We start from the raw sequence: 16,942 nt of genomic DNA on the forward strand, positions 1-16,942 counted from the left end.
GCCGCCCGCGTCCCCACCGGTGCGTCAGGGCGCGGTGTACCGGGTCGATGCGTAGTTGTCGAAGGTGAGCGAGCCGGTGGTGGCGGCCGACCGGGCCACCAGGCCCAGCGCCGCCGACTCGATGACGTACGCCGAGGTGTTGCCGGTCAGCGAGCCGACGGTGACCGTGCCGACCTTCAGCGTGGCCACCCCGGCCGTGCCGGAACTCCAGTCCACCCGCACGGTGCCGCCGCTGGCGGCCACCCAGCCGGTGTACGCCCAGCCGGTCGAGCGGAGCTGCCCGAGCCGGAACTGGTTGGTCCCGCCGTTGCGGCGGTACTGCACGGTCAGCACGGCCGCGCCGGTGGCGCCGCGGAGCTGGTACAGGTCCACCGTGGCGGTCTGCGGGTTGAACGAACCGAGCGTCACGTCGAACTTCGCGTGGAATGTCCGTTCCGCCGTCGGCCGGTTGTCCACCACGTAGGCCACCCCGCCGACCACCAGCGCGCCGGAGGCGGCCGAGGCGGTCCCCACGGTCTGGGACCAGGCCGCGGTGTTGCCGGCGAAGCCGTCCGCGAAGATGGCGTTGGGCGGCTGCACGGTCACGGTGACCGAGCCGGGCGTGCCCCAGTTGCCCACCGCGTCCCTGGCCCGCACCCGTAGGGTGTGTGCCCCGGCCGCGAGGCCGGAAAGGTTCACGGTGGCCGAGAGCGCCCCGCCGCTGACCGTCATGGCCGTGCCGTGCCCGACCCCCGGATCGGTGCCGTCGAACCATTCGGCGGCCGTCACCGCGGAGAGCGCGTCGGTCGCGGTGGCGGACAGCGCCAGGGTGGCGGCGCCGTTCGTCGGGTTCGGCGTGGCGGTCACCGCGCTCACCACCGGACCGGCCCGGTCGATGGTGAACACCACGGCGGTGAGCGGTCCCCAGTTCCCGGCCGAGTCCCGGGCGTGCACCAGGACCTGGTGCGGCCCGTCGGCCAGCGGGATCAGCTCGGTCAGCGGGATCAACCCGTAGGTGTTCTCGGTCCCGCTGTTGTACGACCCGTCGAGGGCCTGGAACGGCAGACCCGTTCCGTCGGCGCCGGCCGTCTCCAGGAAGCCCTCGGCCGCCGCGATGGTGCCGTGCACCGCGCCCCCGGTGGGGTCGGTGAACGCCGCGTTGATCCGCAGGTCGGTCGGATCGGCCGGCGACCCGGTGCTGCCGTTCGTCGCGGCCGGCAGCGCGGCGCCGGAGAGCAGCGTCGGCACCGTGCGGTCCACGATGAGATCGGCCGTGGCGTACGGGCCCCACAGGTTGAAGGAGTCCCGGGTGTGCACCGACACGGTGTGCCGGCCCTCCGGCAGGGCCGCCATGACCACGGCCGGGATGGCGCCCGACTCGGCGGTCACCGCGGCGCCGGGGCTGTCCAGCGCGAGCGCCGTGCCCGCGCCGTTCGCCCCGGTGGCGTCGATGAAGTACTCGGCGCCGGTGACCGTGCCGCCCAGCCCGCTGTCGTCGCCGCTGGCGGTGAGCGCCACCTCGGCCAGGCCGGCCGTCGGGTTCGGGTTGAGCGTCACCGCCGTGGTGGCGGCCCCGGTCTTGGCGAGGTTGAAGGTGGCGCTGCCGACCACGCCCCAGTTGCCGGCCACGTCGTGGCCGCGGACGTAGACGGTGTGCCGGCCCTGGCCCAGGCCGGTCAGCACGCTGCCCGGGATGGCGCCGGTGGCGCCGGTGACCACGGCCGCGGCGCCGAAGTCGGGCGAGCCGAGCGCGATCCCGGTGCCCTCGGCGATGGACAGGTCGTCCACCACCAGCTCGGCCCGGTCCACGATGGAGTTGCCGTTGGCCGCGTCGGAGATGTCCGCCGTCACCGTCACGGTGTCCAGCACGGAGGCCGGATCCGGGCTCACCCGGATGTTGCGGGAGACCGGCCCCACGTGGTCGCCGCTGACCGGCGGCGGGTTGGTGTCCAGGAAGGTCAGCATGCCGCCGAACGCCTGCTGCGGGCTGACGCCCGGCACGATGGTGCCGTACCGCTGGCCGGCGTTGTTGAGCTGCCCCCCGGACTCCAGCAGCGCGAAGCGGCGCCCGTCCGGGCCGGCCGGGACGCTCACCACCGCGTCGACGGCCTGTCCCGGTTGCAGCGGCAGGGTCACCGCGCCCTCCGGGTACGCGGCCGGCCGCGCGTCCTGACCGACCACGAACTGATCCAGCCCGAGCAGGGTCATCGGGTGCGGCTGCAGGCCCGCGTCGACGTACCGGAGCAGCACCCGGCGGTTGATGTCGGTGGCCAGCACGTCGGTCTCCGGGAAGGCCTTGCCGTTGATGAGCCGGTACTTCGGGCTGTAGGCGCGCATGTCGAAGCCGCCCGGGTTGGCGTTGAGCGCCGGGTCGACCTCGGTGAGCACCAGCACGGCCTCGTCGTCGTAGACCGAGGCCGCGTCGCCGTACCCGCTGGGCCGGCCGCCGACGGCCGCGGCCCGCACCACCAGGGCGCCGACCAGGCCCATGGCCGCCTGCCGGGCGCCGTCCGCGGTGTGCCCGGCCTCATAGAGGTACGTCCCGGGCCGGCCCGCGGTGAACGTGTAGGTCTTCGTGCCGCCGGGCGCCACGCCGGTACGGTCCGGCGCGAGCCCGGTCACCGCGGGCAGCGCCAGGGACAGGTCGCCGGCGGTCAGCTGGTTGTGCACGCTGATGGTGACCGACGATCCCTGATCGACCACCAGCACCGGACCGGGCAGCGTGGCCGTGCCGGCCGCGGTCGAGGTGAAGCCCCAGATCGGCACGCCGGAGGTCGCGCCGGGCAGCGTGACCGAGCCCGGCTTGGCCCAGAGGTCGCAGCTCGCGACGCCGGCACCGAGCGTGCAGCCGGTCTGCGGCAGCGGGCCCTGCGGCGGCGCGGGCGCCGCGAGCGAGGCCCGGCCCGGGTCGGGTCGCGCCGCCGCGACCGGTGGCGGCACGGCGGCCGGCGCCGGCCCGTGCGCCGCCGCGACGGGCGGCGCCGCGAGCACCCCCGCCGGCGGGGCCGTGGCCGCGGCCGGCGCCGCGGGGGCCAGCCCGAGCGCCAGGATCGTCGCCCCGAGGCCCGCCACCGAGCGCGCAGCCATCGAGCGCGGAACGGAGAGCAGTCTCATCCTCGCCTTCCCTTCCGGCCTCATCCCGGGCATCCGACGGGCGGATCGATCCGGATCAAGGTCATCATTCCGCCGAAGCTGGCGCCGTAGTTCGTGGCCTGCTCCAGGGCGTGGCTGTGCGCGACGTGGTAGTACTCGCCGCACTGGTTGTTCTGCACGACCCCCGGTGGCAGCTCGCCGGGCTGGCCGCCCAGGTATGGGTTTTCGGCGAACCAGGTGTCCGAGCCGGGCCCGACGATCTGGTCCTGCAGCGGCGGCAGCGGAACCGGGATGGGATTGTTGGTGGGGTCCCAGTGCTCGGCGTCCTTCCAGAACATCTGGGTGTCGGCCGTCTGCCCGGGGGCCACGTCGATGAGGAAGTTCGAGAACGACAGGTCCTGCCCGCCCGGCCCCTGCGCCGGGTGCCCGTCCCGGGCGATCAGCTGCTCGTCGCTGCCGTGCGGGTGGAACGGGTAGCTCACCGAGCCCGCGTTCAGATAGCGGATCAGCGCCGGCTTCGGGTTGGTGGCCGCGTCGAACGGGCGGATGTGGATGAGCGCGCCGTACGGCTGCGCCGGCAGCCAGTCCGCGTGGTTGGCGGCCAGGGTGTCCGGCATGCTCCGGCCGTTGATCATGAAGTACCGGGCCTTGTACTTGGTGAAGTCGTACGCCCGCTTGCGCTCGACGGCCAGGTGCAGGTCCGGGTCGACCTCGCTGAGCAGGTAGAGATACTCGTGGTCCGGGTCGAACGCCGAGTCGGGCCGGTCGTTCTCCCAGTCCCGGTGCGCGGGCGGCCGGACCACCAGGGCGCCGAACAGCCCCATCTGGACCTGCTTCTGCACGTCGGTCCCGGAGGAGTACAGGTACGTGCCGGGCGCTCCGGCCACGAACGTGTACGTCACCGAGCCCGAGGTGGCCGCCGCCGAGGTGGTCAGCGAGGTGAGGTTGCCGGCCGCGTCGGTCTCCGGCTGCGCCGGCTGGCCGTCGGCGAGCACCTGGGTCTGGCCGGGGAAAGTGATCGAGGTGGCCTCCGGCAACGTGTTGTGCAGCACCACGGTCACCTTGACCCCGCTGTCCACGCAGAGGGTGGGGCCGGGCAGCTGGAACGACCCGCCGCTCGGGCCGTAGCTCCACATGAAGATGCTGTTGCCGTCCGGCGTCGAGATGTAGCCGCCGCCCGCGGTGAGCGAGAAGGCGTTGCTGGCCGAGCTGAGGCATTCCAGCCCGGCCGCCGGGCTGGCGGCCGAGCGGTGCGGGCCGGGCACCAGCAGCACGGCCACGATGGCGGCCACCAGCGGCACCGCCAGCAGCCGGCGCGACCGGGCCACGGACCGCAACCGGTCCAGTCTGAACGAGCGCATCGGTTTCTTCCCACCCCTCGTCACGTGTTCGCCCGGGTCTGCCGGCCGAGCGTCCCGGGCGGCGAGACGCGGATCTCGGTCAGCTGGCCGCCCCGACCGGCGCCGGAGTTGGCCAGCGACGCGTAGTCCCGGTCGTACAGCAGGTACGTGCCGGCGGCCGGCGCCGTGAACAGCACGTCACGGCTCTCCCCCGGGCCGATCTCCACCGTGTTGACCACCTGGAACTGCGCGCTGCCGTCCCGGCCGCGCAGCAGCGCGGCGTCCTTGCCGACCACCGTGAGGTCGACGCCGTCCACGGTGAGCGCGTGGTTCTGGTAGCCGAGGTTGGCCAGCCGCAGCAGCACCCGCTCCCCCGCGTTCGCCGTGATCAGCGACGAGATCGGCTGGTACCGCAGCCGGCCGGTCGTGGTCATCGGATCGCCGGCCGGCTCCACCGTGTCCGGGTACGCCCGGCCGTTGAAGGCGAAGAACGACGGCCGGAAGTCCGTCCAGTCGGTGGTCTGGATGTGCGCGTCCCGGTAGTGCGCCTCGGCCCACACCTCGGTGAGCATCAGCGCGAACTCCCGGTCGTACCGGGTGGAGCCGTCGCCGTCGTTGTAGACGAACTTCTGCGTGGCGGTGTTCTGCCGTGGCCGCACGCAGACGATCCCGGTCATGCCCATCTGGACGTGCTCGACGTCCTCGAAGTGGCAGTGGTACATGTACGTGCCCGGGTCGTGCGGCCGGAAGAAGTACGTGAACTCCCGGCCGATGGGCACCGAGATGGACAGCTCCGGCACCCCGTCGAAGAGCGGGATGGCGTTGCGGAACCCGTGCCAGTGCACGGTGTGCCCGTCGACCAGGTCGGGCCGTTGCGACAGGCCCAGGTTGGAGAGCGTGAGCTTGATGTCGGTCTCCTGGTCGAAGACCAGCAGCGGGGCGCTGACCTGCGCCTTGCCCCGCTGGGCGCTCACCTGGCTGGCCGAGAACCCCGTGACGTCCCGGAAGCCGAAGACATACAGGTTGGTGTCGGTCGGTGCGAGCGGGTCGGGCCAGAAGGGCGGGATGGGCGGCGACCCGGCGGGCATCGACACCCACCCGTCGGTGGCGGCCAGATGCAGCTCCACGGTGGGATTCGCCAGCGCCCGGGCGCGGGCCGCGGTGGGCCGGCCGGACTGCGGCTGGGCGCCGGAGCCGCTCTCCGGCAGCACCGCCCAGGTGGCCGCGCCGGTGGCGCCGGCCAGCAGCGCCCGCCGGCTCAGGCCCGGGCGGCTTGCGGGTTCGGACACGTTGTCCTCCTAGCGGACGTCTCGATCGGGTGGGCCCGGACCGGTGACCGGCGGCTTGCGGGTCCGCCGGTCACCGGTCGCTCGCGGAGCGCCTAGTGGGCCTTCTTCGTCCAGCGGGTGGCCGGGGGCGCCGACCGGATCGGAGCGGGCGCCGTGAACAGCAGCCGCAGCTCGTCAGCGCCGCTGTCCGGCCGGGTGGCGCTGCGGGCCTGGCCGTCGTAGTCGGTCCGCGGCGCCTGCACCACAACACCGCCCACCGTCCGGGAACCCACCCCGAGGTCGTTGGCCGGGGAGCCGGCGCCGACGAGGTGGTAGTCACCCATCTGGGTCAGTGGCACGTTCTGCAGCACGATCACCGCCTGGCGGAACGCCGGGAACGTCCGCGAGGCCTGGATCGTGACCGACGCCGAGAAGGCGCTCCGCACCTGCGGATCCACCCCGACCCGGTTGGTTGGGCTGGCCGCCGTGCCGTCGGTGGTCTGCAGGATCGAGTTCGTCGGGGCGAGCGGTCCCACCCCGTCGGCCGAGCCCATGTCCCAGTGCCGGACCGGGTCGCCGGCCGGCGCGTCGGTGGACCCGATGCCGCTGACGTAGACGCCGTTCCAGCTGCCGGCCCGGTTGTCCCAGAAGATGTTGTTGAACTGCTTCGGGTTGCTGAACGTGGGCGAGCCGGCCGGCAGGGTGGCCTGCAACTGGTCGCTGTTGGCGGCCGTGGACAACCCGGCCGGGGCGGCCGTGCCGTTGCTGGTGGCCGCGGTGGCGGTGGTCTGGTTGCCCATGATCGTGTTGTTCACCACCCGCACGTCCGGCGCGTCGTCCAGGGCGATGCCGCCGCCCTCGTGGGTGGAGATGTTGTCCACCACCATGTTGTTGGTGACGGTGATCGGCACGTTGCCGGCCTGCAGCGCCCGGATGCCGCCGCCGTCGTCGTTGGCCAGGTTGGCCTCGATCAGGTTGGCGTCGATGGTCACGGCGCCGGATCCCGCGGAGAGTCCGTTCGGGTTCGCCGGCAGCTCACCAGCGATCATGACCCCGCCGGCCTCGTCGTACGACTGGTTGAGCCAGATCCGGTTGCCGGTGATCTGCCCGCCGGGCGACCTGCCGTAGTGGCTGATCCCGCCGCCGTACTCGGCCGAGAAGTTGCCGCAGATGGCGTTGTGGTCGACCGTGTAGTTGTCGCTGCCCGCGAAGATCCCGAGGCCGCCGGCCAGGTTCGTGCCGCCGTTGTCCCGGATCTGGTTGCGGGCGATCGTGACGTTCGAGTTGTGCGTGTTGAGGTACGGCGTGCCGACCCGGATGGCGCCGCCGTACGAGCCGCTGTTGGCCACGATCACGTTGTCGGTGATCCGGGTGTACCGGTCATCGGCGTGCAGATAGATCCCGCCGCCCTGGGTGACCAGCGAACCGGCCGCCCCCACCGGCGTGTTCACCGCGCCGGTCACGTCGTTGACGTTGCCCGCGAAGTCGCTCTGGTTGCCGCCGGAGATCCGGAAGCCGTCCACCGCGGGCGGGTTGAGCACGTTGAACTGGTTGGGCTGGGCCAGCACGGTGACCACCGCGCCGTCCGGCACGTCGGCCGGCCCGCTGTGCGGCACCGACGCCACCAGGTTCAGCCACGCCGTGCCGCTCGGGTTGTCGATGCCGAATGCCCGGCCGTCCAGGATGGAGCCCGGCACGGACGTGCCGTCGGCGTACTGGCCGCCGGGGCCGACCCCCTGGAGGCGTACCGAGGAGTGCAGCACCACGTTCTCGAAGTAGGCGCCGGTCGGGTTGTCCGGGGCCGCCGCCTGCGGCCAGACCGCGACCACCGCGGTGCCGCCGGCCCCGGCGGCCGCGTTCAGCGCGGCCTGCACGGTCTGGTACGTCCCCTGGCCCGACCCGGCCCCCGCCGGCGGATTCACCTGGTAGAGCCGCGGGTTGGCCACGGTGCCCAGCAGCGGACCCGTGCCGTTGCCGAGCAGTTGCAGGCTCAGCCCGTTGGTGGTGCTCTGCCCGTTGGCGGCCGTGACCGTGAGCGTCGCGGCGCCCGGCAGCAGCGCCGAGCCGACCGTGACGTCGATCTGCCGGTCGGTCCACGAGTTGATCGTCACCGACGGGTTGACCAGCAGGCCGGACAGGCTGACCGAGCTCCCCGCCCCGCGGGCGCCGAACCCGCTGCCGGTGATGGTGATCCGGCGGTTGGTGTCGGTGCTGCGCAGGTACGGCCTGGACACGGCGAACAGCTGCGGGGTGTCCGTGGCCGGGGCGCAGTCCACCGCGCCGAGCTGGCCGGAGCCGGGTGACATGCCGACCGCGGCCACCTGGGTGGGCGCCGTGTCGGTCACCGTGTACAGCCCGGGCCAGGCCTGGAAGTTGGTGGCGATGGTCCGGTACCGCGCGTTGTAGTTGGCGTTGATGTGCCCGGGCTGGCCGGGGTCGTTGCCGACGAACCGGTACATGTTCGGGCACGGGCCGGCCGGCAGCGGGCAGTTGAAGGTGTCGGTGGACGGCTCGATGGCCTCGTACATGCCGTTGAAGTCGGTGTCCACGGTGTCGACCAGCCGCCCGGCCCAGTCGTACAGGCCGACGGGGATGTTGGGGATGCCCTCGGCCTCGCCGTAGTTGCTGCTGCGCTTGTCCCGGGTCAGGCCCAGGTCGTTGATGACCAGGCCCCAGAAGTGGGTGGGCAGCGGCACCGCCGTGAACAGGTTGAAGTTCGGCGCCGACGCCTGCCCGGTGCGCACCTCGACAAGCTTGGTGTCGCACAGCGGCTTCTGCTGGCCCTCGAACGGGCTGCCGCCGCCGTCGACGAACGGCTGGTCGGTCACGTGCACGGTGTGCAGCGCGCCGGCGCACGCCGAGATGATTCCGTTGCCCTGCGACGGCGGTCCGCTCGGGTCCGTGGGCGTCCCGTCCGGCGGCCCGGGCGGGTTGCTGGCGGCGTCTGCCGAGGGTGGGAAGTTCTCCTGCGGCAGGAAGCCGTCGCCGTCGAAGATGTTGACGTCCTCCTCGCGGGTCGGCGTGTACATCTTGCCGCCGCCCACCGGGTTGTCCGGGATCTCCACGCTCACCAGGTAGTCGTCGGCCGCCAACGGCTGGGTCTGGCCGTCGGGCAGCGGGGCGTACAGCGGCAGGTCGTGGTCGGGCGCCGGGTTGGCCGGGTCGCCCGGCGGGATGAGGTTGAGCTTCGAGTCGCTGAACGCGTAGTTGCCGTTCACGGTCTGCCCGAAGTTCGTCGGGTCGTTGTCGGTGGGCGCGGCCTGGAAGCCCATCATCGGCGCCTCCACGCACAGCTGGTTGGCGTCCCGGCCGAAGTCCGGCAGCGCGAGCTGGTCGGTCAGCGGCCGGCCGTCGAACAGCCGGGCGGTGCAGCCGCGGCCGGGCTGCCAGGTCTCCGACGTGTACGCCTCGTTGAGCTCGGGCCCGCGCTTGATCGAGCCGTCGGCCCCGCGTACCGGGTCGCCGTTGCCGTCCCGGACCACCGCGTACAGGTGCACCTTGAGGCCCGGGATGCCCGGCTGGTAGGGCTCGGTGACCGACTGCGCGGCGTCCAGCTCGTTGCGGGTGGTGTCATAGCTGATGGTGCCGGCGATGCCGCCGTTCTCGGCGCCCCTGTACGGCTGGACGCCCCAGTCGATCCGGCCGCCGAGCCCGATGATGGGCAGCACGTCGACGTCCACGGCGGCGCCGCGCAGCGTGGTCGGGTCCGGCTCGTTGTCGGCCTGGTAGGTGATGCCCGTGGTCTTGAACCGGGTGTTGAACGCCTCCAGCACCAGCCACTTGGTGAGCGGGTACGCCTCCTTGATGGCGTAGTTGCCGTTGCCGTCCGTGCTGACCGTGTTGGTGCCCTGGTCCATCAGCGAGTTGTCGCGCTCCTTGAGCACCACCGGGAACCGCGGCACTCCGCTCTCCCCGGCGTCCCGCCGGCCATTGCCGTTGGTGTCCACGAAGATGGTGCCGTGGATCTCGGTGAACCAGCCCACCAGGATCTTGTTGCCGACGTCCACCGTTTGTCCGTTCCGGACGGTCACGTTGAACGAGTCGAGTATCATCTCCTGCGGGCCGTCCCAGGCGGTGAGCTGGTAGTCCCCGTCCGGCACGTTGGCGATCGAGAACGAGCCGTCGGCGCCGCCCTGGGCCAGGTAGACCATCTGGTCCCCGTTGCCCAGGTCGGACAGGGCGATCCACGGCCGGGGCACCGGACCGGCGATCGAGGCGCCGGCCACCCCGTCGGCCGGGATGGTCACCCCGCCCTGCCCGCCGACGTACGTGCGGGCCTGCACCACGGTCCCGGTGATCCGACCGGACGCGCCGCCGGTCAGCGGCTTGGGCGCGACGAAGCCGAAGTCCACGTACGGCACCCGCTCACCGCCGAGGGTCTGCTCGGTGTCGTACCCGGTATCGCCCTCCTGCACCCAGATGTCCCAGTCGTGACCGCCCTCCAGCGTGGTCGTCTGGATCCAGCTCTGCCCGCCCGGCGGCACCACCTGGGCCGCGTACCGGTCCGGGCCGAGGTTGGGGATCGTGATGTCGCCGTTGGCGTCGGACCGGCACCCCGTCGAGGGGGCGGAGATCTCCGGCTTGCCGTCGGCGCCGAAGACGAGCTGCCCGCCGGGGTGCGCGGCGTCCGGCGCGGTGTGCCGGTACTGCGTGCACAGCGGGTTGCCGTAGTAGTCGGTGGTCACCTCGCCCAGCACGTCCGCCAGGTGCGCCGTGAAGCCGGCCAGGCCGCGCTCGGCCCCCACCTCGTACGTGCCGTCCACCGGCACGGAGTCGTCGAAGACCCGCAGGCGCACGGTGCCGAGCGGCAGCGGGTACGGCTGCAGGCCCACGGTGACCGCCGTGGTCTGGCCGCCGGTGACCGCGAAGTGCTCGCCGTCGATCTTGTAGCCGTCGGCCGTCACCGAGATCAGGTAGCGCCCGACCGGCAGGTCGGCCAGCGCCTTCCCGGTGTTCAGGCCGCTCTCGTCGCCCTGCGCCACCACGGGCACCGCGCCCGGGGTGTTCCGGATCGACGGCCACTGGCAGTGGTCCGCGAAGTCCGGGCCGCTGGCCACCCCGGCCCGGGCGGGCAGGCAGTGCGCCAGGGGGTCGTGCGGGTCGCCGACGTCGTCCGCGGTGATCATCCAGCGGTACGCGGCAACCGCCGCGCCCTGCTGGATCTGGGGCGGCGGCCCCACCGTTCGGGCGCTCTGCACCCGAAGCGTCACGGCGCCCGTGGTGGGCGCGGCCGCGGCGGCTCGGGGCACGACGAATCCGACGAGTAGCAGGCTGCTGGCGACGATGAACCACCGGGGCCATCGGGAACGGCGCGGCATGCCTTACCCCCTTGCTCAGGGCTGATCGGCCCGGATCGGGCTGGTGGTGCGAATCATCGGTGCCGGCGTGCCGGCCGCGACCCGTTCATGACAACGCCGTCATCCGGCCGTCATCTGCGCCGGGCTCGGGGCCGGCCCTCCGCCACAGCGATTCGGGACGGCTGCCGTCCGCCGGCACGGCTGAGGGGAGCGTGTCGGAACGGCGACACGAGTTAGCACCGTTCGGTGGTGCCCCTAACCGGCAAGTCAGCGGCTTCATAGAGACGCGGGACTGCGGGCGTGTGGGGTGAGGGGGCTCGGTGGGACGGGTACTGGTGATCGAGGATGACGACCGGATCGGCCGGCTGGTCACCCGCGCGCTGAGCAGCGGCGGTCTGACCACCGAGCGGGCCGCCAGCGGACCGGCCGGCCTCGACGCGGCGCTGAGCCGCGAGTTCGATCTGATCGTCCTCGACCTGATGCTGCCGGGCATGGACGGCCACCAGGTGCTCCGGCGGTTGCTGGCGGAGCGGCCGGGCCAACGCGTGCTGGTGCTCTCCGCCGTACCGGAGATCGGCACCCGGGTGGCCGTGCTGGAGGCCGGCGCGGCCGACTTCCTGGCCAAGCCGTTCGCGGTGGCCGAGCTGGTGGCCCGGGTCCGCGCCCGGATGCGGTCCGCCGCGCCCGGCGCGGCCACCCGGTGGTTCCAGGTCGGTCCGGTACGCCTCGACCTGCTGAAGCGCCGGGCCGCGGTGAACGGCGGCGACATCGAGCTGCCGCTGCGGGAGTTCCTGCTGCTGCAGCACCTGATGACCCGCGCCGGCCAGCCCTGCAGCCGGGACGAGCTGCTCGCCGACGTCTGGGGGTTGACCTTCGACCCGGGCAGCAACGTGGTGGACGTCTACGTCCGGCGGCTGCGTGGCAAGCTGGACCGCCCCGACCGGATCGAGACGGTACGCCATGTCGGCTACGCCTACGCCCTCGACTGACCGGCTGCTCGGCGCCGCCTGGATCGCCTTCGCCAGCGGGAACGTCCTGTTGATGTGGATCCTCCCGGGCGAGGAGACCGTCCCGTTCCACTTCGTCTGGATCAGCCTGGCCCTGGTCTACGGCTTCACCATGTGGCGGGTGGGCTGGATGGTGCTGGCCCTGGTCGCGGTCACGGCCAGCACCGGGCTCATCCTCGGGCACCACGCCGCCGTCGGCGAGATCCGCTGGGAGGAGACCACCGAGGAGCCGTTGATGGCCGCCATCTTCATCGTGATGGTCTGGCACGTGCACCGCCGGCACCTGCTGCTGGCGGAGCTGCGCGGGGTCAACGCGGCGGAGCGGATCCGGGCCCAGCGCAAGCAGCTGTTCAGCCGGCTCGCCTCGCACGAGCTGCGGACCCCGCTCACCGTGGCCCGCGGCTACACGGAGCTGCTGCGGGCGGAGCTCGGCGACCCGTCCTCGGCGGACGATTTCGCGATCGTGCTGGACGAGCTGGACAAGGCGATCCGGATCAGCCAGCGGATGGTGGCCCTGGTCCAGCTCGACCAGCCGCCCCCGGCCCGCCCGGTGGACCTGGACGCCGAGCTGATCCGCATCCTGCGCCGGTGGTCACCGACCGCGCCCCGGGCCTGGTCCTGCGAGTCCGCCATCGGTGCTGCCCGGGTGAACCCGGAGCGGCTGGAGGCGGCCCTGGACTGCCTGATCGAGAACGCCATCAGGTTCACCGCCCCCGGCGACCGGATCGAGCTGCTAGGCGTCCGCGACGCCGAGGGCTGGCGGGTCGAGGTGGCGGACGGCGGCCGCGGCATGCCGCCGGCGGCCGTCCGGCAGTTGCTGGCCGGCGACCCGGTGCAGAACCAGCCGGCCGGGCTCGGCGGCGGCACCGGGCTGGGCCTGCTGATCGTCCGCGAGGTCGCCGCGTCGCTGGGCGGCCGGCTCAGCATCTCCAGCCGGCCCGGCCGCGGCTCCCGGTTCGGCATCCGGGTGCCGCACCCGGCGCCGAGCCTGCCACCACCGAGCCCACGGCAGCCGGCGCCGAGCCTGCCACCACCGAGCCCACGGCAGCCGGCGCCGAGCCTGCCACCGCCGGGCCCACGGCAGCCGGCGCCGAGCCTGCCACCGCCGGGCCCACGGCGGCCGGCGCCGAGCCCCGTACCGCTGGTGGCGGACCGTCCACCGGCGGCGGCGAAGCCGGCGCGGCCGGCGCCGGCCAGCGAGCCGGGCGCTCCGCAGCTCCCGGACGCCCGCCCGCCGGCGCCGTCCTGTCCCTCGTCTACTCCTCGCTGAGCCGCAGCGCCAGCGCCGGGCACATCTGGACGGCCTTGGTGGCCCCGCCCTCCAGCCAGGTCGGCACCGGGGTGGGCGGGAAGCTCGGGAAGCCGTTGTCGTCCAGCCGGATGAACTCGGGAGCCACCACCGCGCACAGCCCGTGCCCGTCGCAGCGCGACCAGTCCACCGCGAGCCGGCGCTTGACGACGTTCGGCGCCTCCGGCAGGCCGAGGACCCCCTTGACCCGCTTGCCGCAGCCGTCCCGGGTGGTGTGCGCCGTGACGTCGGCCGCGAAGACCTCCATGGCCGAGGTGGCGAACCGGCCCGTACCGTCCGGGTGGCTGCACGCCCCGCGGCCCTTGACCGTGCCGGCCGCGGACCGCACCACGTCGATGGTGCTGGCGCCGGAGACCACCAGGTCGGTGGCGCGGGCCAGGTCCGGCAGGCCGAGCCGGCACGGCCCGCACTGCCCGGCCGACTCGCCGGCCAGGTAGCGCACCACCTGCGCCACCTCGCCCAGCGGGCAGGTGTCCTCGCCCAGCGGCAGGATGATGCCGGCGCCCAGCGTGCCGCCCACGGCCGCCAGGCCGGCGCGGGACACCTCGGCCCTGGCCGCGGCCTCCGCCGAGATCCACTTGCCGTGGTAGCCACCGACCAGCACGCCGGGCCCGGGCGGCACGTCGCACAGCGCCAGCACGTCGGCCAGCGGCGTACCGGTCGGGCACTCCACGACGGCCTTCCGGCCGGCCGCGCCGCCCACGGTGAGCAGCACCGTGCCCGGCTCCTGCTCGGTGCCCACGGCCGCGTACTCGTACGGGCCGAGCCGGGCGGCCACCGCCAGCTGGGCGTACGTCTCGGCGTTGGAGAGCAGGGTCGGCAGGCCCGCCACACCCGAGTCGCTGGCCCGCTGCTTGCGGCCGGGCGGGATGTGCGCCTCGCCGTTGATCCCCCGCACCAGGGCGCCACCCTCGCCGGAGATGAACCGGTGCGGCACCGTCACGATCCCGGTGTCCACCGGCATCTGCCGCTCCCGCAGGGCCGCGGCCAGCGGACCCTCGCCCACCCCGTCGTCCGCCACCCCGATGACGATCTCGTCGGCGTCCAGCGCGTACGCGGCCAGCGCCGCGCCGTCGAGGATCAGGTGCGGCGCCCGGGTGAGCAGGACCTTGTCCTTCCAGCTCGCCGGCTCGCCCTCGGTGGCGTTGACCACCACCACCGGCGGCGCCTGCTGGGACCGGGCGGACTCGAGGACGGCGCGCAGCTTACGGGCGAACGGGAAGCCCGCGCCGCCCCGGCCGGTGATCCGGATGTCCTCGGCCAGCCGCAGCAGCGCCGTGATGGACAGCGGACCGATCGGCCCGTGCACCTCCTCGTGCGCCGCCAGGTCCAGCGAGCCGAACTCGTCCAGCCCGGCGGTGAGCCGCGGCTCGCCGAAGCAGGCGACCGGCGGCACGACCGGCACGGTCCCGATCACTGCGCCTCACCCCGCAAACTTGCCCAGTACGCGCTGTCGGCCACGTCCGCGGCCGCGCGCCTGCCCTCGGCCGCCTCGCCACCGCGGCGCCGCTTCGAGCGGCCCTCGGCGCGCATGGCCCGGCGGGACGCCAGGTCGACCAGCGTCGGCGTGTCATCCTCCGGCGCCTCGTACCGCGCCGTGCGGCCGGTCGAGACGTACCGGTCCTCCCGGTCGTACCGGTCCTCCCGGTCGGCACGCTCGTAGCGGTCCTGGCGCTGGTAGCGGTCGTACCGGTCGTCGCGCTCGTAGCGGTCGTACCCCTCACCGCGCTCGGGGCCGGCGTCGTACCGGTAGTCGTCCTCGTCCTCGTCCCGGCTGTGCCGCGGCCCGCCGCTGGTGACGGCGACCCGCTCGCTCGGCGGCGCGCTGTAGTTCCGCGGCGTTTCCCAGTAGTTGCTGTCCGCCGCGGCGGCCACACTCGGCTCGGCGACCCGGCTCGACCGGGCGGACCGACCCGACCGGCTCCGCTCGCTCACCGGCGCGTCGAGCTCGTTCTCCGCACGCACGTCGCGCTCCGCCCGCAGCTCCCGCTCCGCACGCACGTCGCGCTCGGCACGCAGCTCCCGCTCCGCACGCTGGTCCCGCTCCGCACGCTGGTCCCGCTCCGCACGCTGGTCCCGCTCCGCACGCTCCGCGGACCAGCGCCGCGGGCTGTCCCACGGCTCCTCCGGTACGTCCGCCGCGGCGTACCGCGAACCGCGGCGCGGCGCGGCGTCGCGCTCCCCGGCGGACTCATACCCGCGCGCGCCGCTGGCCGCGTACCGGCGTCCGCTCGGCGGCGCGTCCAGCTCCGGCTCGCGCTCCCAGTCGGCGGCCGGCGCCATCGTGGACTCGGACTGCCAGGCGGGACGGTCACCCGGCTGGGCCGGCACCTGCGGCACGGTGAACCGGCCGTTCCCGGCGCGTCGCCGCGGCGAACCCACCGCGCGGTATCCGGCGTCCGGCGCCCACGAGTCCAGCGCGGCCGTGGCCATCGTCGGCTCGGCCATGACGTCCCGCCCGACCCGGATGTCGGACACGGCACGGCTCGATTCGGACGCGCCCCGGCTGACCGGCCAGCGGACCGAACGGGAACCCTCGGCCTGGCCCGCCGAGTCGCCCTTCGCCCGGGTCGCGGCCGGGTTGCGCTCGGCCTCCCGCCGCTTGCGTCCGAGGCTCACCGACAGCCGGACGATCAGCGCCACGACCACGAGCAGGACGCACAGGATGTAGCTCACGGTAACCCAGCCGGCCGGGGTACGCCCGGCGTTCAGGCCGTGGACCAGGGCGATCGGCCAGGAGACGTACGCGCCGCTGTGCAGCGCGCGCCACATCCACGGCTTCCCGGCGCCGGCCCAGCGCATCCGCACGATGCCGGTCCAGAACACGGCCGCCATCGACCAGCCGGCCAGGGTGCCGAGGCCGACGAAGAAGCCGCGGCCGGAAACGAACGGCAGCACCGGGTCGAGCAACCCGGCGTGCCCCTCGGCGATCTTCGTGAGAATGTGCAGCCCCAGCGCGCCCACCGCCATGGTGCCGAGCGCCCGGTGCGCGGACTGCATCAGCACCCGGTGCTTGATCCCCAGGACGATCCGGTCGGTGGAGACCACCCCGATCATCACCGTGATGCTCAACAACACCAGGACGGCCACGCCGCCGTAGAACTCGGTGAAGACGAACAGGTACGCATAGACGACCTGGCCCGCCGAGGTCGTCATCATCACGGCCCAGAAGACGGCCGTGATCGACGCGACCAGGCCGGCCAGGGCGCGGCGGGACACCGTACGACCACTCCGGCTGCTGGTGCTCCGCGGAGCCTCCGGCACCTGGGTCCGTTGTTTCCGAGCCATCCGCTCCTCGATCTCGCGCCGTGCCGACGTTCCACTTCAGGTACGGGCGGGCGGTCCGATCGGATGAACGGTTTTGCGATTCTTTCCGTGAATCCCTCAGGCGGTCATCCGACCACACACCGTGAGCAAGCTAATGCGGGCAAACCGGGACCACCCTGCCGACCACGCCGCGGCGCCGTGGCGTACCGCACTCAGCGGCCACGATAACGCTGCGCCGTGCGGCCGATGTGCGCTACGCCGTGGCAGCCGATGCGCGCCGCGGCGTGCCGGCAGATGCGCGCCGCGCGGTGGCGTACCGCACGCAGCGGCCACGATAACGCCGCGCCGTGCGGCCGATGCGCGCTACGCCGTGGCAGCCGAT

Annotated in this window: 8 protein-coding genes; 2 read left to right on the forward strand and 6 right to left on the reverse strand. The window is 73.5% G+C overall.

Annotation, left to right across the window (positions count from 1 at the left end; translation table 11 throughout):
• Nucleotides 1-24: 24 nt before the first annotated feature.
• From ACFFHU_RS20330 to ACFFHU_RS20345, 4 genes are all read right to left on the reverse strand, one after another.
• Complete coding sequence (locus ACFFHU_RS20330; protein WP_377341124.1) at nucleotides 25-3,093, reverse strand: multicopper oxidase domain-containing protein; 3,069 nt, start codon at nucleotides 3,091-3,093, stop codon at nucleotides 25-27.
• 20 nt (nucleotides 3,094-3,113) lie between these two features.
• Nucleotides 3,114-4,433 (reverse strand): multicopper oxidase domain-containing protein, encoded by a 1,320-nt coding sequence (locus tag ACFFHU_RS20335; RefSeq protein WP_377341125.1) that lies wholly within the window; start codon nucleotides 4,431-4,433, stop codon nucleotides 3,114-3,116.
• 20 nt (nucleotides 4,434-4,453) lie between these two features.
• On the reverse strand, nucleotides 4,454-5,701 hold the full coding sequence (locus tag ACFFHU_RS20340) for a multicopper oxidase domain-containing protein (RefSeq protein WP_377341127.1): 1,248 nt from the start codon (nucleotides 5,699-5,701) through the stop codon (nucleotides 4,454-4,456).
• Between the two features lie 92 nt (nucleotides 5,702-5,793).
• On the reverse strand, nucleotides 5,794-10,998 hold the full coding sequence (locus ACFFHU_RS20345; protein WP_377341129.1) for a hypothetical protein: 5,205 nt from the start codon (nucleotides 10,996-10,998) through the stop codon (nucleotides 5,794-5,796).
• A 299-nt stretch (nucleotides 10,999-11,297) separates the two neighbouring features.
• Here ACFFHU_RS20345 and ACFFHU_RS20350 point away from each other — a divergent pair, with 299 nt between their 5' ends.
• Entirely contained in the window at nucleotides 11,298-11,966 is a 669-nt protein-coding gene (locus ACFFHU_RS20350; RefSeq protein ID WP_377341131.1) for a response regulator transcription factor, read from the forward strand.
• The gene (locus tag ACFFHU_RS20355; RefSeq protein ID WP_377341133.1) at nucleotides 11,938-13,254 is read left to right on the forward strand and encodes a sensor histidine kinase; all 1,317 of its coding nucleotides are present in this window, start codon (nucleotides 11,938-11,940) and stop codon (nucleotides 13,252-13,254) included. The genes ACFFHU_RS20350 and ACFFHU_RS20355 overlap by 29 nt, the downstream gene beginning before the upstream one ends.
• On the opposite strand, the gene ACFFHU_RS20360 is transcribed toward ACFFHU_RS20355, so the two are convergent.
• Both ACFFHU_RS20360 and ACFFHU_RS20365 read right to left on the reverse strand, forming a co-directional pair.
• Nucleotides 13,241-14,710 (reverse strand): NADH-ubiquinone oxidoreductase-F iron-sulfur binding region domain-containing protein, encoded by a 1,470-nt coding sequence (locus ACFFHU_RS20360; protein ID WP_377341135.1) that lies wholly within the window; start codon nucleotides 14,708-14,710, stop codon nucleotides 13,241-13,243. The genes ACFFHU_RS20355 and ACFFHU_RS20360 overlap by 14 nt on opposite strands.
• Nucleotides 14,707-16,512: a hypothetical protein gene (locus ACFFHU_RS20365; RefSeq protein ID WP_377341137.1), complete on the reverse strand. Its 1,806-nt coding sequence runs from the start codon at nucleotides 16,510-16,512 to the stop codon at nucleotides 14,707-14,709. The genes ACFFHU_RS20360 and ACFFHU_RS20365 overlap by 4 nt, the downstream gene beginning before the upstream one ends.
• Nucleotides 16,513-16,942: the final 430 nt, after the last annotated feature.

This window comes from Plantactinospora siamensis (genome assembly GCF_042434095.1).
Lineage (GTDB): Bacteria > Actinomycetota > Actinomycetes > Mycobacteriales > Micromonosporaceae > KBS50.

Excerpts from the sequence above, each read along its gene's own strand:
- ACFFHU_RS20330 (WP_377341124.1), bottom strand. The coding sequence starts at position 3,093 with ATGAGACTGCTCTCCGTTCCGCGCTCGATGGCTGCGCGCTCGGTGGCG.
- ACFFHU_RS20335 (WP_377341125.1), bottom strand. The coding sequence starts at position 4,433 with ATGCGCTCGTTCAGACTGGACCGGTTGCGGTCCGTGGCCCGGTCGCGC.
- ACFFHU_RS20345 (WP_377341129.1), bottom strand. The coding sequence starts at position 10,998 with ATGCCGCGCCGTTCCCGATGGCCCCGGTGGTTCATCGTCGCCAGCAGC.
- ACFFHU_RS20355 (WP_377341133.1), top strand. The coding sequence starts at position 11,938 with ATGTCGGCTACGCCTACGCCCTCGACTGACCGGCTGCTCGGCGCCGCC.